General features: G+C 57.8%; 10 protein-coding genes. 6 read left to right on the top strand and 4 right to left on the bottom strand.

Annotated elements, in window-relative coordinates:
* Positions 1-275: 275 nt before the first annotated feature.
* From KQI65_09330 to KQI65_09320, 3 genes are all read left to right on the top strand, one after another.
* Positions 276-6,512 carry a choice-of-anchor D domain-containing protein gene (locus KQI65_09330; GenBank protein MCB2204941.1) on the top strand — a complete coding sequence of 2,079 codons (6,237 nt, stop codon included), beginning with the start codon at positions 276-278 and terminating at the stop codon, positions 6,510-6,512.
* Positions 6,513-6,662: 150 nt separating this feature from the next.
* Complete coding sequence (locus tag KQI65_09325) at positions 6,663-8,690, top strand: OmpA family protein (protein MCB2204940.1); 2,028 nt, start codon at positions 6,663-6,665, stop codon at positions 8,688-8,690.
* Positions 8,691-8,881: 191 nt separating this feature from the next.
* Positions 8,882-14,878 (top strand): choice-of-anchor D domain-containing protein, encoded by a 5,997-nt coding sequence (locus KQI65_09320; protein MCB2204939.1) that lies wholly within the window; start codon positions 8,882-8,884, stop codon positions 14,876-14,878.
* A 147-nt stretch (positions 14,879-15,025) separates the two neighbouring features.
* Here KQI65_09320 and rsmI read toward each other — a convergent pair whose 3' ends face one another.
* From rsmI to queA, 3 genes are all read right to left on the bottom strand, one after another.
* Entirely contained in the window at positions 15,026-15,727 is a 702-nt protein-coding gene (rsmI, locus tag KQI65_09315) for a 16S rRNA (cytidine(1402)-2'-O)-methyltransferase (protein ID MCB2204938.1), read from the bottom strand.
* The gene (gene ispD, locus KQI65_09310) at positions 15,724-16,413 is read right to left on the bottom strand and encodes a 2-C-methyl-D-erythritol 4-phosphate cytidylyltransferase (protein ID MCB2204937.1); all 690 of its coding nucleotides are present in this window, start codon (positions 16,411-16,413) and stop codon (positions 15,724-15,726) included. Before ispD ends, rsmI begins: the two co-directional genes overlap by 4 nt.
* Before the next feature lie 94 nt (positions 16,414-16,507).
* A complete protein-coding gene (queA, locus tag KQI65_09305; GenBank protein ID MCB2204936.1) occupies positions 16,508-17,542 on the bottom strand; it encodes a tRNA preQ1(34) S-adenosylmethionine ribosyltransferase-isomerase QueA in 1,035 nt (344 codons plus the stop codon).
* Between the two features lie 440 nt (positions 17,543-17,982).
* On the opposite strand from queA, the gene KQI65_09300 reads away from it, so the two are divergent.
* Complete coding sequence (locus KQI65_09300; protein ID MCB2204935.1) at positions 17,983-20,043, top strand: acetate--CoA ligase family protein; 2,061 nt, start codon at positions 17,983-17,985, stop codon at positions 20,041-20,043.
* The gene (locus KQI65_09295) at positions 20,043-20,774 is read left to right on the top strand and encodes a hypothetical protein (GenBank protein MCB2204934.1); all 732 of its coding nucleotides are present in this window, start codon (positions 20,043-20,045) and stop codon (positions 20,772-20,774) included. Before KQI65_09300 ends, KQI65_09295 begins: the two co-directional genes overlap by 1 nt.
* A 33-nt stretch (positions 20,775-20,807) precedes the next feature.
* Here the strand turns inward: KQI65_09295 and KQI65_09290 are convergent, their stop codons facing one another.
* The gene (locus KQI65_09290) at positions 20,808-21,614 is read right to left on the bottom strand and encodes a hypothetical protein (GenBank protein ID MCB2204933.1); all 807 of its coding nucleotides are present in this window, start codon (positions 21,612-21,614) and stop codon (positions 20,808-20,810) included.
* 223 nt (positions 21,615-21,837) lie between these two features.
* Between KQI65_09290 and KQI65_09285 the strand changes: the two genes are divergently transcribed.
* Positions 21,838-24,306, top strand: a complete 2,469-nt coding sequence (locus tag KQI65_09285) for a DUF5686 and carboxypeptidase regulatory-like domain-containing protein (GenBank protein ID MCB2204932.1) — start codon at positions 21,838-21,840, stop codon at positions 24,304-24,306.
* Positions 24,307-24,336 lie beyond the last annotated feature (30 nt).

Below are 24,336 nucleotides of genomic sequence, written 5' to 3'. Positions count from 1 at the left end.
ACTGCGGCAGGTTCGGATGGGAATTTGCATGGATGTCAAACGGCTCAATGAAGGATGCACTTACACAAGCAAAGCATGTACCAAAAACCAAAGCAGGCATTTTTTCAGTATTTAGCTCTGCTCCGTTCCCTGTGCTGTGTCGTATTGAGGACAGCATTGTCCTTCAAATGGGACAACGTGCCCTGCCGCCTCCGTTTTGACAATTCGCATTCGGCATTCATAATGCAGAATTCCTATCTTTCGGTATTGAAAACATTTTCGTCTTTGGAGTCCGCATGAGAACCGTCATTTGTTTCCTTGCCACCCTGATGTTGTTCACCGCGTCGACCGATGTTCTGCTCGCACAGGGGAACTGGGTGCAGCAGCCCACGGCGCTGCAGAGCAATCCGAACACTTTCGTGCAGGTAGGCGGACTCTGGGGCGTCGCGATGACGGACACCGGAACAGGATTTGCTGCCGGCTACGCCTCCGTATCCAACGGCTTCTCCGGCGTGCTGCGCAAGCAGGCGGGCAACCCGACCTGGTTCGTGCTTCCTTCCTCAAGCTTCAACGGACTCGCGGCAAGCCACAGTCTCTGGTCCGGCGTCTCAGCTGTCGGCAGCAACGCCTGGGTCTGTGGCTCCAATGGACGCCTGTACCGGACGACAAACAACGGGAACTCATGGGACAGTGCCACCAACGGTATCGCTGCGACCAGTACACTGTTCGATATTTTCTTCAAATCCACTACCGAAGGAATGGTGGTCGGAAACAACGGCGCAATCTATTACACATCTGACGGTGGCAACAACTGGGTCGCGCAGACCCTGCCCGCAGGAGTGAGCAGTTCGGTCGCACTGTATGCAATTCACAGTGCGGGGAACAACTGGTTTGTTGCAGGAGAAAACAGTACGCTGCTTCGCGGAAATCCGCAGGTATCGGCAACGAGCTGGACAGACCTGAGCGGCAGTACGCCAGCACTGGGACTGATTGAAGCCCTGCATTTCCTGGATGATCAGAACGGAGCAATCGCCGGCGCAACCACACCAGGCTCAGGCGTGTACCGCACGACGAATGGCGGCAGCAGCTTTTCGGCAGCGGGCAGCGGACTGGCGTCAGGACAGACATACAATGCCGTGCATTTCATCAACAGTCAGTATGGTTGGACGGGGTACGGGTCGCAGCCGCTGTACGTGACCACGAACGGCGGCGGCAGCTGGTCCTCCACGACGACCATCCCCCTCCCCTCGCAGACACTCAACAACTGGCTGACACGCATCGACTTCCCCTCTACCGGCATCGGCTACGCCTCGGGGGGCGCGCCGGGTACGACATCCACGGGTTGGATCCTGCGCTATGAAGCCCAGCCGCAGCCTGATATTTCCATGACCGACACCACGATGTCGTTCGGGACGCTCGACTGCGACAGCACCACGATCGAACAGTTCACCATCAGGAATGACGGACTTGCAAGCCTGAACATCTCGGCGATCACCTTCAACGTACCGGGTTTTGCGCTCGTCGGCCCCCTTCCCGGACCGGTTCCGCCGCAGGGCGGGGCGACGATTTCCATTCGATGGACACCCACCATCCCCGGTCCCATCCCCGCCGGAGCGAACATGCTCATCAGCAGCAATGATCCCGCCTTCCCGACCTGGAGCGTTGCACTTGACGGACTCTACAATAAAGGAACGTTCGCCATCGGCTCATCCTATCAGTTTCCGGATGCGTGCCTGGGAAGCAGCAGCGAGGTTATTGTGACCACCACCGTGGCGGGGAATCTGAAACCGCTGCTGATCAATTTCGAGCATGTAAGCGGGGACAAGATGTTCACCCTGGTGTCGCCACCGCTCGGCGACACCGTACGAACAGGTGATCAGTTCACCTTCCGCTTTACTCCCACCAGCGGTGGAAGCAGAAGCGGCGTATACCGTATGACCTATGGGAATCCAGCCTGTCCGCAGACGACGATGATCACCCTCAGCGGAACGGCCTTCGACGCCTCGCTTTCGCTCAGCGACTACGTTGTGGATTTCGGTGACATCTGTGTCGATACGTTCAAGGACATGCAGATCACCGTCACCAATACCGGAACGAGCAATTCCACCATCAGCCTGCGGCAGTTCGTCACAGGCACCAACCGCTTCCCCAATCAGCATTCCGGTCCCTTTGGACCCATTCCGCCGGGACAGAGCATGCCGTACACCGTGCGCTTCGCCCCGGGTTCAAACGATACCGGGCTCATCGAAGCACAGTATGCACTCATTCTGGCGCCCTGCACCGACACATTGCTTATCACATTGCGGGGACGCGGTGTGCGTCCGGCCGTGTCCTTCATCCCGACCTCCGTGCTCGCCATCGGTCCGACCCCCTCCGGCGTCACCATCGACGAACCAGTGCAGATCATCAACAGCGGCAACACACCGATCACCATCGACGCGATCACACTCAATCCGCCCCATCCTCGACTGACCCTGATCAACATGCCGGTCCTCCCCATGGTCCTGCCCCAGGGTCAGACGACATCCGTCACCGTACGTTTCAAGCCGGATCGGACAGAAAATATCAATGCTTCGCTCTGCGTACACTGGACGGATCCCTGCGCCGACAGCAGCTGCCTTGCGGTCGGTGCCACCAGCGGCGATGCTCCTACCATCACGGTGGATACAACCCATGATGTGGGAGTACAGCGCTGTGACGGCGAGATTCTCGATACCCTGATGGTCTACAACACGGGAAAGGGCACACTTTCCCTGCAGCGCATGTCGCTCACCGGCGTGGGGGCTTCCGACTTCAGCATCCGGGCGCCAGCGCTGCCGGCAACAGTGAACAACGGTGACTCCGTTGCAGTCATTCTGGCCTACCGTGCTGCCACGAACGGTGTAAGCAACGCGAAGCTGGTGATTGAACACAATGATCCGAAACCCGGATACGTCACAGTGGTAGCGCTGACCGGAGAACGCAGCGTCGTGGAACTGCACATAGAAGGTGATACGCTTTCACCGTTTATCAGCTGTGCCGGCGTCGGACAGCATCGCTCGCTTCGACTGCGCAATGGAGGTGGCGGAAATCTCACCATCGAGGACATCAGTGTTGTTGAAGGAATGGAGTTCCGGGTCGCAAGCTCACCGCTCCCGATTCTGCTGAGCGGGGGACAGGAAGTGTCGTTTGAAATTACTTTCACCCCTTCGGCGAAGGGCGTATATACGGGTAAAATCCTGGTTACCGTCGGTCCCTGTAATGACACGTACCTCCTCACTGTGACCGGCGAGGGCAACGTCATCGATGCCACAATCGCGCCTTCTCCGCTGAATTTCGGAGGAATCACCATTGGAAGCAGCGATACACGCAGTCTCGTTGTCAGCAACAACGGCAGCAGCACGCTCACGCTTACAGGAGCGTGGGTGACTCCGGCAGGACCCGATTTCCAGATACTCGGGCCCACCACCTTCCCAATCGACATCGCTCCCGGTAACGCACAAAATGTTCTCGTGGAATTCTCTCCATCCTCCGTCCAGACTTCCAACGCGCGTGTATGCGTGGGCGTCGCCGCACCCTGTCCCGATACGCTCTGTGCCGACGTCAACGGTCGCGGCACATCGACTGGCGTCGGTGTGACGCGCACGGCGATCGAGTTTCGACTGGATCCCTGCAACATGGACGAGGTATGCGATACGGTCAGCGTCATCAACAGCGGTTCGCAAAACGTAGACATCACCGATGTGCGTATTCAGCCGTCGACCGGCTTCCGCATGTCCCTGCCCGGTACACTCCCCCTGAGTCTTCCCGCGAACGGGAGCGTGCGCCTCGATATCTGTGCGCTGGCAGATTTCACCGGCAGCCGTGTCAGCAATCTCGTCATCGAAACAACCGATCCCGACAATCCTGTGCTGCGCGTACCACTGACCGCGCGCAGGGATTCGTCGGGAATAACCCTTTCAGAAAAATCTTTCGATTTCGGCACCATCGCAGCTTGTGAGATCGGGAAATCGACCTTCCTGACGGTGACTAACAGCGGCTCGGTGACGGCACTCATCGACAGCGTCCCTGGTGCGGAAGGTTTCGTGGTCACAACGAGTCTGCCGGTTTCCGTGCAGCCAGGGAATCTTACACAGCTTCGCGTGACCTTCATTCCTCCCCGTCCCGGCATCTATCACGATACGCTGTTCCTGACAACCACCCGCTGCGGCGAACGCGTGCCCTTTGTGCTGCACGGCGCACTGTACGACACGAATTACACCGTCACCCCGCAGCCACTGATATTCAGCGGTGTGGCGGTAGGCGCAAACAGCATACAGAATTTCAGTTTCCGCAATCTGCATCTTTCTTCCGTCCGCATTGCGGATGTGAGTATCAGTCCCGCCGGCACGGATTTCGCCTCCTGGGGCGCCTACCCGAAAACCGTGGGCGAGAACAACCTGACGGATTTGCCCATTCAGTTCCGTCCCACAGGAGCCGGCAGCCAGTCCGCCACGGCCTGCATCATCCTCGACCAGCCCTGCCGCGACACCATCTGCATTCCCCTGCAGGGAAATACGGCCGATGCCCTTCTGACAGCCGATCCGGTATTGCTGGATTTCGACAGTGTCGCGCATTGTGCGGACGTAACGCGCGAAGTTCGAGTACGCAACAATGGCGGCTCGGTGCTGAAGCTGACGTCATCGCGTATTGAAGGAGCCGATGCCGCAAGTTTCGTGATCGAGAATCCCCTCTCCGGTGCCGAAGATCTTGCACCGGCGTCGGAACGCAGCTTCACCATTCGCATCCCGGCAAGCGCCATGCCGGTGGATGGTGCAAAACAGGCGGTGCTCGTGGTGGAAAGCGACAACAGCGCGCAGCCCCAGCTGCAGGTGCCCCTGCAGCTCATCCGCACGACGCTCGTCCTTCCCGCATCGCAGACGCTGGACTTCGGTACGGTAGTGACCGGCACGATGCAATCACGTCAGCTGGTACTGCGAAATTCCGGTACGCATCCCGTGCACTTCAGCAACGTGCAGCTTCCGGCCGGTGTAACTGCCCTTCCGACCTCGCTGACATTGCTTCCCGGTGACAGCGCCACGATCAGCGTCAGCTTTACGCAGTCTGCCGAAGGTGTGTATCGCGACAGTCTACTGTATCTGCATGACGGACCCTGCAGCGGAAACACCGCCATCATCATTCAGGCGGATGTCGTCGAAAGCCTCTCCGGCCGACCTCTCGATTTCGGCCTCCTCCCGAACTGCATGTCCACCGACCGCAGCCTGTATATCCGCAATCTCCAGGATAAAACTGCCACCATTACCGTGCTCACGATGACGGGGCCGGACGCCGCGGCATTTTCCGTTCTTTCTCCGGCAACACTTCCCGTATCGATTCCCGCTGGCGACTCCCTGCGGGTGGATCTGCGCCTTACGCCGGATGCCGGAATCAATGCGCTCTACGTTGCGCAGCTCCACATTGAGCAGGACGATGGCGGCATGACGCGGATGTTCGATATCGACGTTCGCGGAGACGCCCGCGCTGTGCAGCTCGAAAGTGCGGGAATTGTGGATTTCGGGGATGTAAGCATTCAGACGATTTCCGCTCCCAGGCAGCTGCTGCTGCGCAACAGCGAGACCTATCCGGTACAGGTCACGGCCATCCTGCCATCGAATACATTTTTCAGCGTTGAAAGCAGCCTTCCCGCGCTGCCCGCACTTCTCCAACCCGGTGAATCGATTACGGTGACACTCCGCTTCGCGCCTGAGGCCGAGCAGCTGTACACGGCCGATCTCACCATGCAGTTCGATCTGCCCTGTGGATCGGAGCAGGTGACACCGCTCACGGGACGCGGCATCGATGACTGGCGTTCCTCCACGCTGCGCATCAGCGCCTATGAAGGTCGTGTGGACGATATCATCGACATTCCCCTCGAATTGATGACGGATGTTTCCGGTCTGGGCGTCGAAGGCTGGAAAGGCAGTGTTCGCTTCAATCCCTCCATGCTCTACCCGATGGAAGTGATTACCGATTCCACTCTCTCAGCCGGACTGCAAACATCGATGCAATTCGATGCGACAGCGGGAACGCTGTCGATGACGGCCTCGGGTGGAAGCATCGGCAGCGGCACCGGCGCGCTTGTGTTCATGCGTTTCCGTGTCCTCATCGGCGATGGATTACAGACCGATCTGCATATTGAAGACGGCTTCCATTTTACCGGCGGACTCGCGCGCGTGGATACGCGCAGCGATGGTCAGTTCACTCTGATCGATTTCTGTGATGCAGGCGGGACCCGGTTGGTGACTGCCGCGGTTGAACTGCGTATGCAGAGCAGCACACCGAATCCCTTTACATCGCAGGCCAGCCTTGAATACAGTGTCAACGCTGAAGGACAGCTGCGCCTGACGTTACTGGATCAGAATGGTCGGCAGGTGGCCGTGGTCTTCGACAGGCGGCAGTCCGCAGGCACGCATATCGCACGCATCGACGGCAGCAGTCTTGCGCCGGGTGTGTATTTCGCAGTGCTTCATGGTCACGGACAAACCATCGTCCGCAAGCTGCTGCGCATGAAATAGCGCAGATTCCCTGTCCATTTCGGTGCGCTCGTTCGCCGCGTGGCGACAGCTGCGTATGTACGTACTACCGAAATAAAACCATAGGACACATTTCACCTTTCGTAGGAATTTTCTGTACATTCCTGTTTTCCAACCCTGCACGGTTGTACTATGCATCTCTCCAAAGCTTTTCTCCCCCTGCTTCTGTTATTGCCGTTGTGGCACGCCACGGCACAAACGGAAGAACCCGGGTATCGTGACGTGATGCGTTTCGGCGTGTACGTCGGCCCACAGTTCAATTTCCACAGCGGTACGTTCGACGCGCTGGACCAGGAGTCCGTCTGCGGTACGTGTACCTTCGAAAACGGTGACGTCATGACGCTCCGTTTCGAGGCGCTGCTGGAAATCCCATTCAACCAATCCTTGATGTGGAGTGTCCGTCTCGGACTGCAGGATTATTCCGGGCAGTTCGACCGCAACAATTACTATATCGGTAAAGTGGCACAGGAGAACGGTCCCCCGGTCGACATGATCGTCAACCAGACCTTCGATAACACCCTCTCCTATTTTGCTCTGAGTCCGGGCGTGCTGTATTTCCCCGACGCTGAGCTGCCGCTTCATCTCAATGCACAGGTGGATTTCGCCTTCCCCATGAGCAAGGACTACACCCTGCAGGAGGAACTCGTTTCTCCCGCCGGTGTGCGCTTTGCCGATGGCACACGTGATCATCAGATTCGTGACGAGGAAATTCACGACGTCAGCGGCATTCGTCTCGCTCTGGCGGTGGGTGCGGGATATGACTTCCCGGTTGCCCGCAACGTGCTCATCACCCCGGCGCTTTCGTACGCCCTTCCGCTGACCAATGTCACCGGGAGCGGCGACTGGTCCGTCTCCGCCTTCAATATCGGTGTCGGAGCACGCTGGGCCATGCTGCCGCCGGAAAAAGAAGCTCCGCCGCCTCCACCACCACCCCCACCACCACCGCCTCCCCCCGAAAAGATTCCGCCGCTTGCGGCCAATCTTTCCGTCAGCGGGCTTGATCTCGAAGGTGGGACCACGCCTGCAACCTCCATTACGGTGGAGGAAATCCGCACCGTGGAACGCTACCCGCTGCTGACCTACGTGTTCTTCAATGACGGTGATGCCGCCACTCCGCTGCGTCAGAACCTGCTCACCCCCGAACGTGCATCCACCTTCTCGGTTGATGACGCCCGCGGACAGGAGCTCGAAATCTACCGCAACATGCTCAATGTCATCGGTCGCCGTATGAAGGACAATCCGAAGGCGCGCATTACGCTGACGGGTACCAACGCCAATAGCGGTATCGAAAAGGGCGCCACTGACCTTTCACGTCAGCGCGCACAGACAGTGAAAAAATACTTTACCGACGTCTGGGGTATCGATGCCAAACGCATCGCCACGAAAGCCCGCAATCTGCCTGAAGATCCTTCCGCCATCGATGACGAGCGTGGACAGGAAGAAAACCGCCGCGTCGAAATCACTTCGAATATGGAAGGCATCGTCGATCCCATCCGCCGTGACGAGCTTGAATACAACGCGTCTCTTGCCGGACTGCTGATTGAACCGAAGGTGGATGCGCCCAACGGTGTCGACCGCTGGTCTCTCAATATCCGTCAGGGCGATCGCACGCTGTTCAGCAAGGATGGCACCGGAGCTGCACCTGCTTCAAGCTACACCTGGGACTTCACGGGTGATGTGTTCTCACGCAGCAGTGAACCCCTGCAGATCGCGCTTCGGGTCCGCGACCGCCGCGATCAGAGCGAAGACGCCAAACGTCAGGTGATGATGAATACGCTGACGCTCGAGCGTAAACGTGAAGAACGCATCGGCGATACGCGCATCAACCGGTCCAAGCTGATCCTCTTCGATTTTGATAAATCGACGGTATCAGATCGCAACCGCGCCATCATAGACGAAGTGTCCGAAAGCATCACGGAGAATTCCCGCGTCTCCATCGTCGGCTACACCGACGCCGTGGGTGACCCCGAATACAACGTGAAGCTTTCGCAGCAGCGCGCCGACGCCGTACGCCGCGTCTTCGGCAAGGCACTGCAGAATGTGGACGTCACCACCCGCGGTGTGGGCTCCACGCAGCTCCTGTTCCCGAATGACACGCCCGAAGGCCGTTTTTACTGCCGTATGGTGCAGGTTATCGTCGAAACGCCGGTCGGAGAATAACGCCGGCACGATTTATCAGCAAAAAAGCAGTCAAAACAGCGCCGATTTGCCCGCAATGGACAAATCGGCGCTGTTTTTGTAAGAGCAACCGAGAATGATGACCCCCTATCTTTTTCTGTTTCCCATTGAATCAGGGCCTTGAATTGTATATACTTATTTGTTGCACAATTCTAACTTCGAGGAAACGTTGTATGGCACGCCTCGTCCTACCTACTATTGTCTTTTTTCTCACCCTCACAGCACAACTCACCGCGCAAACCGGGACCTGGGTAGAGCACCCGATAACTGGCCGCCTCCCGTACATCTACGACATGGATATGTACGATGAGAACTTCGGTGTGTTAATCACGCAGCCTGATATGTCAACTGAGAGGAGCGGCATCGTCTTTACCGACGACGGCTGGGATCACTGGATGCCAGTCCCTGCGTCGGGCCCGATGTTCACTCCGCCATTGCCGGACTGGGTTGTCTGGCGCGCGGTGTACGTCCTTGACAACCGACTAGCTTATGTCGTGGGCGACAGCGCCATGGTGTACAAGACCTTCGACAAGGGACGCACATGGCAGCAGATAAACCTTCCGTGGGACACCAACCGCTTCATGTCTCCTCCCACGCTGCATGACATCGTGTGGGCGGACGAAGCCAATGGCATGATTGTCGGTGGAGACGGTTTCGAGGCGATGATCAACGGGGGCGAGGACCATCCCGCACAGGTATTCATGACGACGAATGGCGGCAACGACTGGTTTGAAAACCCGGTCCCGCCGCAGTACATCCTCTCTGGAATGGGGGCACTGCTGACCGTCGATTATGCAGGCGGTAAATACATCATGGGTGGGGAATTCGGCCTCCTCCTTGAATACTCGGGATCGGGAAATTATACACCGATATACCCTATCAGCGTTTCCGGAATGACCGATCTGTTCTTCACAAACATCCAGATGACCACAGCAGATGATCACATTCTCTGCGGCCAGAGACAGCAGGCACAGATGCCCTTCGCATATCGGTCCATCCTCAATGGAAACCGCTACGTCAACGTCACACCCGGCAACCTGCCCTCCACCGTGAAAGGCATGTGGGCCGGTGATTTCCTCAATGCAAACCGCGGTATGATCGGCGCAGGAAGACATTATATCGGCGTTTCGGCCGATGGCGGCTTCAATTACGAGAAGCATTCCATCGGCTACGTCCCGAATACCGACCCCATGACTGCCATCAAGATGGTGAGCGAACAATCCGGCTTCGCCGTCGGCGGCAACAAGGCACAGAACACAGGTTACATGATACGCTTTTACGGTGTACCTCCTGTATCCGATATCTCCAATACCGATACCGAACTCACCTTTCCTGAAATCAGCTGTGAACGTTCGGCTGAAGCTTCCTTCATCATTCGCAACAGCGGCAACGGCGCGCTGACCATTGACCCGAATCACCTCAACTTCTCCCCGCCGGAATATGAAATTGTGAACAATGGGATTTTCCCGCTCACGCTTCCGCCGGGACAGTTTATCGAGGTCAAGGTGAAGTGGACGCCGCCTTCGAATTTCGGCGGAACACAGGTCGGCACGCTTTCCATCGGCAGCAATGATCCGGATCACAATCCCTGGCTCGTGCGCCTCGAGGGAAAGCGCAACTATGGCGCTCTGAGTTTCCTCGACGAAATGCAGCTTTCCTACGGAACCTGCGTCGGCGATACGCTTCGTTTCCCGACACCCATCAGTGCGACGGGAAATCGCAATCCGACGTTCGTCAGAATGGAGTTCGTCTCTGGCGACAACGACTTCGGTCTGCTCAATCCGCAGCCCGGTACGGAGATCAACGGATCTGAGAACTTTGAATTTATTTTTGCGCCGCAGGACAGTGCGATGCGCCGCGGCGTGTATCGCATCATCAACGGCAATCCTACCTGTCCCGACACCGCGATTATCGCGCTCAACGGTATGGGACAGATTTCGAAAATGACGGCGTCGGCAACGACGATCGATTTCGGTGAGATCTGCACGGGAGGGATGAAAGACACATCCATCACGCTGCAGAATATAGGGAATACTTTTGTTTCCATCGGACTGATTGAATACGCCGATGGGGATCCGATGTTCGGTTCGCCGGACAGGGGACTGGTGCTTCTGCAGGACAGCAGCAAGACGCTGCATCTCGAATTCAAGCCCTGGGAAGCCGGCGACTTTGAAGCGACGTATCGCATTCCTTATGGACTCTGCACCGATACTCTTCTGCTCACACTGAAGGGCAAGGCGCTGGAAACCGTCCTCGAATTCGATCCCCCGAGTCCTGTCACCGTCGGTCCCATCTTTGCGAACCGCGTGACCAACAAAACCATCACGATCACCAATCCGGGTGACACTCCGGCACATATCACCGGCATCGATTTCACGAAAATCCTGCCCCCTCTGCAATTCCAGAACAAGCCACCCATCCCCATGACACTGCAGCCTGGAGGCAGCACAACGTTCACGCTGCGCTTCGCGCCTGTGGATATTGGGGAATTCAACACCTCGGTGCGTGTGACCTGGGATGCCCGCTGTCCGGATACCGGCTACGTGGAGATCAACGCACGCTGTGTACCGAACCCGGAAATCGAAGCGCCGCAGGCAGCCGATCTCGGCATACAGCCCTGCTCCACCCCGCTTCGCGATACAATTATCATCAAGAACAAGGGCAACGGTCCGCTGGTCTTCTATAGCATCAGCCTCAGCGGCGCGGATGCAGCTCACTTCAAGGTGATACAGCCCGCGATCAACGACACCGCACAGCCCGAAAGCGAATACCCGATGATCGTGGAATTCAATCGTCCCACCGAGGGCGAGAGCCACGCCATCATCCGTCTCACACACAATGACCTGCAGGCCGGGGTGACGAACATCAATGTCACCGCGCGCAGAACGGTGGCCGAATTCACCGTGGAAGGGGATTCGACGACGGAATTCTTCACACGTCTTTTCGTCCCCGAATCACGGCAGTTCACCATTCGCAATACCAGCAATCAGCCTCTCACGATTACGCGCATCAGCGTCGTGAAGGAAAGCTCGGTGTTCAGTGCCACTCCTGCGCAGGCACTTCCCGTTCCGCTGTCCCCGGGTCAGTCGATGACCTTCGATGTGGAATTCAATCCGAACGCACGCGGTCCCTTCCACCCGATCGTGGAAATCGAAAGCGATCCCTGCGGCGACACGTATGCACTCGGACTGACGGGTACGGGCGACACTGATGGACTCGCGCCTGATCGCGGCGACATCACCTATTTGATGGATCCGTGCTCGTTCGAAGAATCCTGCGAGGACATCATTCTGAAGAACCAGGGACTGGAATCCGTGGATGTGACCGGACTCACCATTTCGCAGTCCGGCAGCGTCTTCAGCATCAATCCCCCGCTGCCCACACCCTTCACGCTCGGTCCGAACCAGGAACAGACGATCACAGTCTGTGCCTCCCCGGCATTGCTGGGCACCGAGCATGGTACGCTGATTATCAGCAGCAGCGATCCTGCGTATCCTTCGCTCTCGGTCATGCTTCATGCGACGCGTGACAGCGTTGGACTCGAGCTTTCCGAAACGGATATCGATTTCGGACGACATGCAATCTGTGATGTGATCAACGCCGTGAAGCTTCAGCTCACCAACACCGGGAACACTCCCGAGACGGTAAACATCTCGCTGCAGAATGGTACAGCATTTACAACTTCGGAGATCGGAGACATCAGCATTCCGGCTTCAAAGCTTATCGGACTGTTCGTGGAATTCACGCCGCCGGGATACGGCAGCTATGATGACGTTCTCATCATCGTGACCGAATCCTGCCAGAAGGAATTCCGCATTCCTCTGCATGGTGAACTGGTCGAGCAGCAGTATGCTGCGACACCCAATCCGCTCAGCTTCCCCGTCGTCAACGTCGGCGGAGCCACCACGCGGGATATCACCTTCCAGAACAACGGCGGCATGGATGCCACCATCGGTGAAATCATCATTTCACCGACCGGCACCTTCTCGCTGCAGTCTGGCTCCCCGATGCAGGTTGCATCCGGCACGTCCGAGACATATACCATACGCTTCAATCCCCAGACCGAAAACACCTTCGCGGCAACAGCATGCTTCATCATCACCGGTCCCTGCGCCGACACCATCTGTGTCGATCTCCAGGGCGAAGGTGTGCGCGGAACGCTGGAAGTGCGTCCCCCGCTTCTCGCTTACGGCAGCAAGGCCCAGTGCGAGATCACCACACTGAATGACACGCTGGAGAATACAGGAAGCGGTCCGATCACCATCCTTTCCGCGACCATCATCGGTGCAAACGCCTCGGCCTTCACGAACCTGACACCGGTGGTAAATCCCGAGTCCATTCCCGCGGGTGCGGAGCGCATCTTCGAACTGCGCTTCGATCCTTCCATGGTGCTCGGTGACGGTCCGGTCAACGCCGCACTCAGAATACAGACCGATGACGGCGTACTTCCTGTCTTCGACATTCCGCTCGAAGCCGAACGCGTCACACTGGTTGCGGCAGCTGATGGCAGCGTCAATCTCGGAACGCTGGAAGTGAACAACCCGGTTTCCCGCAGCATCACGCTGCATAACACCGGCAGCGTCCCGCTCTGTTACGACCGCAGCAATATCACCTTCCCGCCACTCACCAGTGCGACCCCGGCGCCGCCCTACTGCATACAGCCGGGTGATTCCCTGACCCTGCAGCTCGATTTCAATGCATCGAACACCGGCAGCTTCCTCGGCACGATGACGCTGCTCGTGGATGCTCCCTGTGCCGATTCCACCGTGTACGACTTCCGTGCCACCGCGCAGGAAGGCGCGCTCACGCAGATCGATACCGTGCGACTCGATCCGCAGTTCTGGTGCGAAGAGCGCAGTTTCAACTTCACGATTCGCAGCACGTATCTTGAAGACATCACGCTTGAGTCCGTGCAGCTCGAAGGCACTGATGCCAGCTTCTTCAGCATCCTGGCACCGGATCCGGCGACGCTGCCCGCGAGCATTGCCAGCGGTGCGACCGAGCAGGTCAGCATCGTGCTGAATCCTGATGCGCGCACGCATACTTACACTGCCACCTTCGTGTCGCGCTTCACCGCGTTCGGCACGCCGGTTGAGAGACGGACGGTGCTGATTGCGCGTGCCGTACTGCCGACGGTGACCGTCAGCTCGGCCAACTGGCCGGTGACGGTGGTCGGACAATCCGGCGGCGTGCGGCAGATCGTGATCGAAAACACCTGCGAGCTTCCGCTGAACATCGCGGATGTGATGAGCAGCAATCCGATATTCAACATGAACACCGTCACTCCAGCCCCGCCTGCAGTTCTGCAGTCCGGCGAACAGATGACGGCGGACGTTGAATTCCTCCCGACCGCATCCGGCAGCTTCACCGACAGTCTTGTCGTCACCACCGGCGCTCCCTGCGCCATCAGCGTGGCCGGCATGCTTGAGGCCGAAGCCATTCCGCAGCCGATTGTGGACGCCATTCTCAGTCTCGATCAGCTTGCCGCGCGCGTAGATGACGTTATCGACGTCACCGTCATGGTCGATGCCGATCTGGGTCCCGCCCAAGTCACGGGATGGACCGGAAGCATCGCCTTCAACCGCAGCATGCTGTACCCGGTTGAGCTGGTGAAAGACGGCACCCTGTCGTCTGCCATGCAGGTCGCCATGGACTACAACAACAGCGCGGGTGAACTCACCATAACCGCGAGTGGTGCCGAAGTCGCCGCGGGCACCGGCGCGCTCATCACCGTGCGCTGCCTGGTCCTGGTCGGCAACAGCCTCAACACCACGCTGCGTTTGATGGACGACTGGGCCTTCACCCAGGGTTACGCCCGGGTCAGCGGCACGGATGACGGCAGCTTCGAGCTGCTCGACTACTGTCTGCCCGGCGACCGTCTGATGACAGACATTCCCGGCTTCGTGCTGCATCAGAACCATCCGAACCCGGTCTCCGCCTCCGCGGCACCGGCTGCGCGGATCACCTACGAGGTTCCTGCGGACATGACGATCACGCTCGACCTCTACGACATGATCGGACGTCACGTGACGTCCATCGACGAAGGTTTCCGCCAGCGCGGCGTCCACACCGTCAACCTCGGTGTCGCCGAGCTCGAACCCGGAACCTACGTCTACGTACTCCGCAGCGCCGATAAAACCGCCGTACGCCGCATGATTATCGTGCGGTAAGCATGCATTATGCAGATTCTGCATAAGAATCTGCAAATGAATATGCAGAAACTGCATACAACCCCGTTCCTGCTCCGCTCAATGCGGATTCCGGGAACGGGGTTTTGCATTTCCACTATTTCATGGGGAAGAAAAGCGAGAATTATCTCAGCGCCGATGCCTTCTGCGCTGGGGGGCGCCGTCGACGATGATCACGAATTCACATTTGCGTTTGTGGGCGCGGTAATGGTCGCGGAGCTGTTCGAGCGTGCCCCGGCGAACCTCTTCGCTCGGGAGGGTAAGGTCTACCGCCACTGCGGCCTTGCGTCCCTTGCCATACGCGGCGGTCATGTCCTCAAGCACCTGGACCAGCCGGTACGGCGCATCGAGAAACACGGTGGGTGCGGGGAAGTCCCGCAGCATGCGTAGTTCCTCCTTGCGTTCGGGGCGCTTGGGGGAGAGGAAGCCATAGAAGTAAAAGCGATGCGCATCGAAGCCGGAGACGGCGAGCGCTGTGGTGAGCGAGGTGGGTCCCGGGACGGCAGTGACGCGGATGCCCGTATCCATGACTTCACCCAGGAGATGCGTACCGGGATCGGCGAACACCGGCATGCCGCAGTCGGATATCAGCGCGATATCCTTTCCCATCGCGAGATCGAGCACGATCTGATCGGTTTCCTGCTTTTCCGTGTGCTCGTTCACCTCGACGAGTTCTTTTTCGATGTTGTGTCCTGACAGCAAACGCAGCGCGGTTTTTCTTTCCTCGCAGGCGATATAATCTACCGAACGCAGGACTTCAATCGCGCGCAACGAGATATCATCGGGATGTCCGATCGGAGTGCCTACGACATACAGCGTCCCCTTTTTCATGCGTCCCTCGCTTCTGCCATACGCAGCATCGCTTCGGCCAGCGGGATATCCTCCGGCGCGGTAATCTTGATATTGCCATGCGAACCCTGTACCACATGCACCGGGATGCCGAGGGCTTCGAGCAGGGAGACATCATCGGTGACATGCTGCCGGGATTTCACATTCCCGAACGCATCGCGGAAAAGCCGTGCTCGCGCGCCCTGGGGAGTCTGCGCCTGCCAGATGACCGAACGGTCGAGCGTCTTCTGCACGAGTCCCCCCCGCACTTCCTTGAGCGTATCGCGCGCAGGAACGGCGAGCAGTGCGGCGCCGTGCTCTGCGACCGCATCGGCAACGGCCTCGACGTCAGAGGGACGCACACAGGGACGCGCGGCGTCGTGCACGAGCACCACTGCTTCACTTTCCGGCACCGCCTCCAGCGCATTCGCCACCGAATACTGGCGAAGAGATCCCCCCTCGACGATGGTAATCGGGGTACTCCAATGCTCCCTGCCAAGCAGTGCGTCCAGCGCAGCCCGGTCATCCGTCGCGATCACGATACGCTCGCAACTGTCCATTTTTTCAAAAACATCGAGCGTGCGCAGCAGCACTTCCCGGCCAGCGAGCGGCAAGTACTGTTTGGGTGTGGCGCTGTTCATGCGCGTCCCTGATCCGGCGGCGGGGATACATACGGTAAATTTCGTCATGAGGCTTTACTGTGCGCTATATACGAAGGACTGGAAACAGCACAGGCGAAGTACGTGACTTCGCCTGTGCGATAAATTTCAGAAACGTGCATGATCAGAGAATGATCATGGCATCGCCATAACTGAAGAGGCGATACTTATCCTTGACGGCTTTCTTGTATGCCTTCATCATCAGGTCATAATCCGTGAACGCCGCAACGAGCATGAGCAGCGTGGATTTCGGCTGATGGAAATTGGTGATCAGCTTGTCGGTGATCTTGAAGTCGTACGGAGGATAGATGAACTTGTCTGTCCACCCGCGGGTCGGTGCCAGCTGACGCATGGTGGTCACACTGGATTCGAGCGCGCGCACCGTGCTTGTGCCGCAGACGAAGACGTTCTTCTTCGCTTCCTTCGTCTTGTTGACGGCGACGCAGGCTTCGGGCGGAATCTCGTAGTACTCGGAATCCATTTTGTGCTTGGTCAGGTCTTCGACTTCGACGGGACGGAAGGTGCCATGTCCGATATGCAGCAGCACACTGGTCACGGAAACGCCTTTTTTCTTCATGCGGCCAAGCAGCTTCTTGGTGAAATGGAGTCCCGCCGTCGGGGCAGCAACCGCGCCGATTTCACGTGCAAACACCGTCTGATAATTATCCTTGTCGCTCTCCTCCGGATCGCGCTTGATATACGGCGGCAGCGGCGTCTGTCCCACATTGTCGATCAGTTTGAAGAAATCTCCCTGATAGTTGAAACGCACCGTGCGTCCCCGGGAGGTCGTATTGTCAATAACCTCGCACATGAGCTTGTCCGAGAAATAAATCTTGTTGCCGATACGCACCTTGCGGGCGGGATCGACGATAACGTCCCACAGACGTTCTTCCTTGCTCAGCTCACGCAGCAGGAACACTTCAATTTTGGCGTTGGTTTTTTCTTTCCGCCCGATCAGACGTGCGGGAAACACCTTCGTGTCGTTGAGCACGAGCGTGTCGCCTTTTTTGAAGTATTCATGTATATCCGAAAAAGTCCTGTGCTCGACATCGCCCGTAGCGCGGTCAATAACCAGCAAACGCGCCTGGTCACGTGGGTCCACCGGATATTTCGCAATCAGACCTTTGGGAAAATTGTAATCGAAATCAGAGAGTTTCATAGGTCCAGACCTGGATTATGAAGGGAATAGTCCATCGTTATATGCAATTGCCTCGGAGAAGTCTCCCCGGAAAACCGTGTAAGTACAACTCTTCTCCGCCGCATTCCTGAAAATACGAAAATCGAAGGGCGTAGTCAACGCAATAGTTGATGAATACCTTGAAATAGCATATCTTACGGGACCGCCCGAATCGCATTTTTCATGCATTTTCCCTCAATATCCGCGCATTATCCTTTTCTTTCCGCCTGAGCGGGACTCCTGCTTTTTTGATTTAACCCCGCAATTCGTCAATTTTAAAGATGTCATTGTCCGCATTCTGAATGCGGATCCTGTATGCCAAACCGCCATGACAAGGTCACCTCCTTCCGTGGCGGTCATACCTGTAGAACTGTCCTCCCCCATGCTGTGCGGGGAGTCCATCACGAGCAAGGAGCACGAGCATGATTTCAACCCAGCTGCTGAATCCCAAGAGTATCGTCGTCGTCGGCGGATCCAACGACATTCACAAGCCGGGCGGCAAAGTGTTAAAAAATATCATCGACGGCGGTTTCGAGGGCACGCTCGCTGTCCTGAATCCCAAGGAAGAGGAAGTGCAGGGCGTGCGCAGCTACCGGGATCCTGCCGATCTGCCGCAGACCGACATGGCCATCATCGCCATCGCTGCGAAATACACGCTTCCCGTGGTGGAAATCCTTGCAAAGGAGAAGGGCACGCGCGGCTTCATCATTCTCAGCGCCGGGTACAGCGAAGAGAGCGAGGCGGGAGCCGAGCTGGAGCGCAAGGTGGTCGAGGTGATCGAGAGTGTCGACGGGTCCCTGATCGGACCGAACTGCGTCGGCATCATGACCCCGCAGCACAACAGCGTGTTCACCGAGCCAATTCCGAAGCTGGATGCGAAGGGAGTGGATTTCATTTCCGGCTCCGGTGCAACGGCTTGCTTCATTCTGGAAGCGGGCATTCCGAAAGGACTCACCTTCTCCAGCGTGTTCTCCGTCGGCAACAGCGCGCAGCTGGGCGTTGAGGAAGTGCTCGAACATCTGGATGAGACCTTCGATCCCGCGAACAGTTCGCGCGTGAAGCTGCTGTATATCGAAACGATCAGCAAGCCGGACAAGCTGCTGCGCCATGCATCCTCGCTCATCCGCAAGGGCTGCCGTATCGCTGCGGTCAAAGCGGGCAGTTCCGAGGCGGGCAGCCGCGCGGCTTCGTCCCACACCGGCGCGCTGGCCAGTTCCGACGTGGCGGTTGACGCCCTGTTCCGCAAGGCGGGCATCGTGCGTTGTTATGGACGCGAGGACCTCATCACCGTGGCTTCGATATTCATGCATCCGGAACTCGAGGGAAAAAACATCGCCATCATCACCCATGCCGGGGGTCCCGCCGTCATGCTCACCGATGCCCTCTCCAACGGCGGCATGAGCGTGCCGCATATTGAGGGTCCCGCCGCCGAGGAACTGCTCACCGAGCTCTTCCCCGGCTCCTCCGTCGCCAATCCCATCGACTTCCTCGCCACCGGCACGGCCGCGCAGCTCGGAAGCATTATCGATTACGTGGACACGAAATTCGACGACATTGACGCCATGGTGGTGATTTTCGGGACGCCCGGACTCGTGGAAATCTTCGACGTGTACGATGTGCTCGACGAAAAAATGCGCACGGCGAAAAAGCCGATTTTCCCCGTCCTGCCCTCCACCCTTACCGCCCGCGCCGAAGTGGACGCTTTTCTCGAGAAGGGACATCTTAATTTTCCGGACGAAGTCACCTTCGGCAACGCGCTCGCGCGCGTATTCCATGCATCGAAACCGGCTGCGGAGTTTACACTCCCCGAGGTGGACACGACGTCCATCCGCAGCATCATCGAGAAGGAAGATGACGGCTATATCTCACCCGACTCCATACAGGCGCTGCTCGACGCCGCGGGCATTCCCCGGGCCGGTGAAGCAGTGGTCAGCAATGAAGAGGACGCCGTACGTGAGGCTGCGGCGCTGGGTTATCCCGTCGTCATGAAAGTCGTCGGTCCCGTGCACAAATCCGACGTTGGCGGCGTGGTCCTCAACGTCAACAGCGAAGTACGCGTGCGCGAGGAATTCACGCGCATGATGCAGATTCCCGACACCACGGCCATTCTCCTCCAGCCCATGCTCAGCGGAACCGAGCTGTTCGCCGGTGCGAAGAAGGAGGATCTCTTCGGCCATATGCTGCTGTGCGGACTCGGTGGCATTTTCATCGAAGTACTCAAGGATGTGAATGCCGGACTCGCACCGGTTTCTCCCGACGAGGCGCGGTGGATGATTGAGAATCTGAAGGGATACAAAATTCTTCAGGGCGTGCGCGGACAGGCAGGCGTCGATATCGATGCCTTCATTGATGTCATCGTGCGACTCTCCGCCCTGCTCGATGCCGCCCCGGAGATCGTGGAAATGGATCTCAATCCCCTGCTCGGCACCGCATCCGGCGTCACCGCCGTCGATGCCCGCGTGCGCATCGAAAAGCAGCAGTAATGAACACCAGCGGTATGCCGGAAGGAAGCTCCGTCGATGAGCTGCGTGCGCAGCTCGCGCGGTTCTTCCCGCTGCGGGATATCGAAATCGAAATCGGTGGTCAGCGTTACCTTCTGACCACCGCCGAAGATATCGAGCAGCTCATCGATCGCATAACGGAAGAAGAATTTCGCGAGGACGAACGCCTTCCGTACTGGGCCGAGCTCTGGCACAGCGCCGTCGCACTCGCGGAGACACTGACCTCCACCACCCTGCAACTCGGCGGTATGCGCATCCTGGAAATCGGCTGCGGACTCGCGCTGCCCGGCATCGTGGCCGCGCGGCTCGGCGGAGTAGTGACCTGTTCGGATTTTGAATCGCATGCACGTCTGGCCGCCCGTCTCAACACGTTGCAGAACAATCCCGCGACTCCTGTCGAAATCGTGCATATGGACTTCCGTTCGCCCCCCGGCGAACAGTGGCCGCTCATCCTCGCTGCGGATGTTATCTACGAAAAACGTTTCATTACTCCCCTTGCTGATTTCCTCGACCGGGTGCTTACAGAGGACGGCAGGGTGCTGCTCGCCGAGCCCAACCGCATGATCGCCGTTCCATTTTTCGAAGAACTCACATCCCGGGGCTTCCACTACAGCCGGAAGTCGCACCAGACCTCTCTGCATGGTCGGGACGTGGAAATAAGTGTATACGATATCTCCCGGTCAAACGCGCTTCCCCCTGCGTTTGCAGGTTGAACTGCCACACCCTCTCCCCGTTTCCCGAATTCCTTACAGGTCGTTGTCCTTCAGCCATTCACGTATGCGGGGACGCCGTCTGTCGTCTGATTTCCAGCTTGTAGGACATTTCAACGCGGCACGGAATGACGCCGCGGCCTCCTGCAGCTTGTCCGCCGCGATGTAACTCAAAGCGAGTTCGTAACGATGACGAAACACTTTCGGTGCGACGCGGATGGCGGCCTTGAAGTAGCGGATGGACTCCTCAATGCTTCCCTCCGGCATGGAACCGAGAAACATGTTGGCGAGTTGCCGCTCGATCCAGCTCACTTCCGACACCTCACGATGCCAGGTACCGTAGATTGTCAGCGCCACCTGATTGTCCGGATCCAGCTTCAGCGCGCGATCAAGTTCATCGCGAATCTGGTTCGCAAGTTTGACTTTCTCCTTACCCCCGGCAAACATCGCGTAGCTTCCGTACGACGCCGCGAGATAGGCGCGTACATTCGCGTTGTTTCCGTCCGCTTTCACCGCATCCTCGCTGTACTTCACGGATTTCCGGTACAGGGCTTCCTTCTTCTCACGGTCGTGCGTTCCGTCGCCGTCATTGATCATATGCTGCGCCATGCGCCAGAGCACTTCCGCATCGTTGCCATGTGATCGCATGAGCCGATCGAGGATGCTGCGTGATGCGGAAAACTTTCCGCCGGTAAACAGGGCATCGCTTTTCTCCAGGTCGGCTTCGATCGATGTTGCGGGCGCGCCGCCGCCGCCGCCCGGCTGGGCCATGCAGACTGTGGTCGAGAGCAGAAGAAAGAGGAAGAGGAGTCCTTTCATCATGAATCCGGAAACATGGGACATACTGTTTCAGCTGCGGGTGCGCTTCAAATAGCAGCTTTTGTGCACCATAGCCATCAACGTGGAAAATACACTGCCGCGTTCCGAAAAACGTGTGAAAAATACGTGAGCCATTCTCATGCTGGATTCCGAGGGAAAAATATCGGAATTTGTCGTATTCCTCTTCGCAACCTCGACAAGGCGACAGCGTACACCCGTTCAGTCTTCAGGATACTACAAGGTCCCCATGAAATCCATCATCCTTTCCGTTCTGTTCCTTCTCATAAGCACACCTCTCCTCCACGCCCAGCAGCGCATCAGCGGCACCGTCACCGATGCCGCCAGCGGTGAAGCACTGCAGTTTGCCAACGTGTGGGTGAAAGAACGAAGCACGGGGACGACGACTGATCGTAATGGACGCTACACCCTGGTTCTCCCCGCCGGATCACACACGCTGGTAGTCAGCTACATCGGATATCAGAGCAGCACGCGGAAGGTACAGCTGCCCGGGGACGTGACGCAGAATTTCGGTCTCACGCAGAGCAGCATAGAAATGCCGACAGTGGAGTTTTCACCGGATGACAATCCTGCCCTGCGCATCATTCGACGTGCCATCGAAGAGAAAGAGAAGCGCGCAGAGCGCCTGCAGAATTACAGTCTCACATCGCACTCGAAACTGCGCGTCTACGTCAAGGGTGCGCTCGAAGCCATGGCCCGGAATACCGGAGACAAGCTGGTAGTTTCAGCCACCGTCGACAACAGCGAAGACAGCACTGCCGCGGAAGCCGACAGCAGCGCCATGCCTCTTCCCATCCTCATGGAAACGCAGACTGAAGCCTGGTATGCCAAGCCAGACAATTACAAGGAAGTCATCAAGGCGCGCAAGCAGAGCGCGATGATTCCCTCGCAGGGGAACATCATGATCAGCGCCTTTTTCATCGTCAACTTCTATGGCGATGAATTCAATTTCAACGAAGGCGCTCCGATTCCCGGACCCATTTCCGACTGGGGACTGGACTATTACTCGTACCGCCTCACCGGTGAAACGATGCTTGACGATGCGAAGCTCTACATGATTGACTTCCATCCGCTCGGAGAAAATGATCCCGGACTGGAAGGCAGCATTTACATTGCCGACAGCAGCTACGCGCTGACCATGGTCGATCTGGATGTCAACGACGCCGCCATGCCAACGTTCTTCGGGGGTATCGGTTTCAAGCAGCATTTCCAGCGCTTCAAGGATGACCTGTGGATGCCGGTCGATGTCGTGGTGGATGCGGGAATAGACATTCCGCTGGTAGACATTCAGATAAACATTGAGGGATTGTCCGTTCTTCAGGATTATCACATCAACGAACAGATCAACGAGGACTTCTTCGACCGCACACGCATCCAGGTCCTGCCCGAAGCGGATGAACGCGACAGCACATACTGGGTTGAACACCAGAAAATTCCGGAGACCAGCGAAGACAAGCTGGCCTACCTCAAGGCCGATACCGTGAAGATGCAGCTCGACTCGGCGAAATACTCCGTCGGCTTTGGCGATTTCATCTCCGGAGGCACCACCGGGTCAGACGATGTGCAGTTCAGTTTCCCGGGCATTCTCTCACTCTACCGCTACAATCGCGTCGAGGGACATGCGCTCGACGGCACTGTGCGCCTCGCGATGCCGGAACTTCCACTGCGCAGCCTGTATGCCGGGGCAGGATACGGCTTCGACGATGAGAGACTGAAATACCGCATCGGCGGGAATTTCACTTTCCTGCATTCCCCCGAACTGCGCATCGGCGCCGAGCGGCATTTCGAGCGTGAATTCATCGACGCCTGGAACGACCCCGCCGGGGAAATGCTGGTCACACTGTTCAACCTGCTCGATCGCTACGATTACCGCGACTACTTCTATGCCGACGGCTGGAGCGTCAGCGCGTCCTACGATCCTTTCCTGCTTTTTCCGATGTCACTGCGCTACGGCGAGGAGCGGTATTACAACGCGATGACCGTGGGGGACTGGAGCATTTTCAATACGGACGAACCCTACCGTTCCAATCCCCCGATCAATGAAGGCAGTGTCCGCTCGCTCAGCGGCACGCTGCGTTTCGACAACCGCGACCTGATCGACAACGCCGGTAAGATCTCACGTTTCGGATCACTTGAGCACATGCCCATATTCAGCGTGGGATGGATGCAGGCGGATATCCAGGGGTCGACGTGGGACATCCTCACCCTGGGGGGATACATGAGCGGAAGCTTCGATATGGGGCTGTACGGATCGACCTCGTATCGCCTGACCGCGAATTACGCCGACAACGCCCTGCCGACCCAGCTGCTGTACAACCTGCAGGGATCGATGGAATGGCTGATCTGGCCGAACCGCTTCCGCACCCTCGGCTTTCGCGAATTCGGCGGCGACCGCCGCGCGACGCTCTACCTTCAGCACAATCTGCGGGATTGGCTGTTCCGCGCCTCCCAAATCCCCCTGCTCAAAGACAGCGGCTGGGCACTCAAACTCTTCGCGAACGGCGGGTGGACCAAAATGTCCGACGAAACCGCGGCCCTGCAAACCGTCGGCGTCCACGAAACGGGCCCCGTCTTCTGGGAAGCGGGCTTCTCGATTGACAACATCTTCACCTTCTTCCGCCTCGACCTCGCCTGGCGCCTCAACCATTTCCGCGACGGCGAGAACTTCTACATCGGTATCGGGACGGCACTGCTCTGAGCTAAAGTATTGTCAAGGAGGAAATGATGA

Source organism: bacterium (assembly GCA_020444325.1).
Taxonomy (GTDB): domain Bacteria; phylum Bacteroidota; class Ignavibacteria; order SZUA-365; family SZUA-365; genus BM516.
The sequence above is the reverse complement of the archived record's forward strand: the minus strand, read 5'-3'. Positions and strand labels throughout refer to the sequence as shown.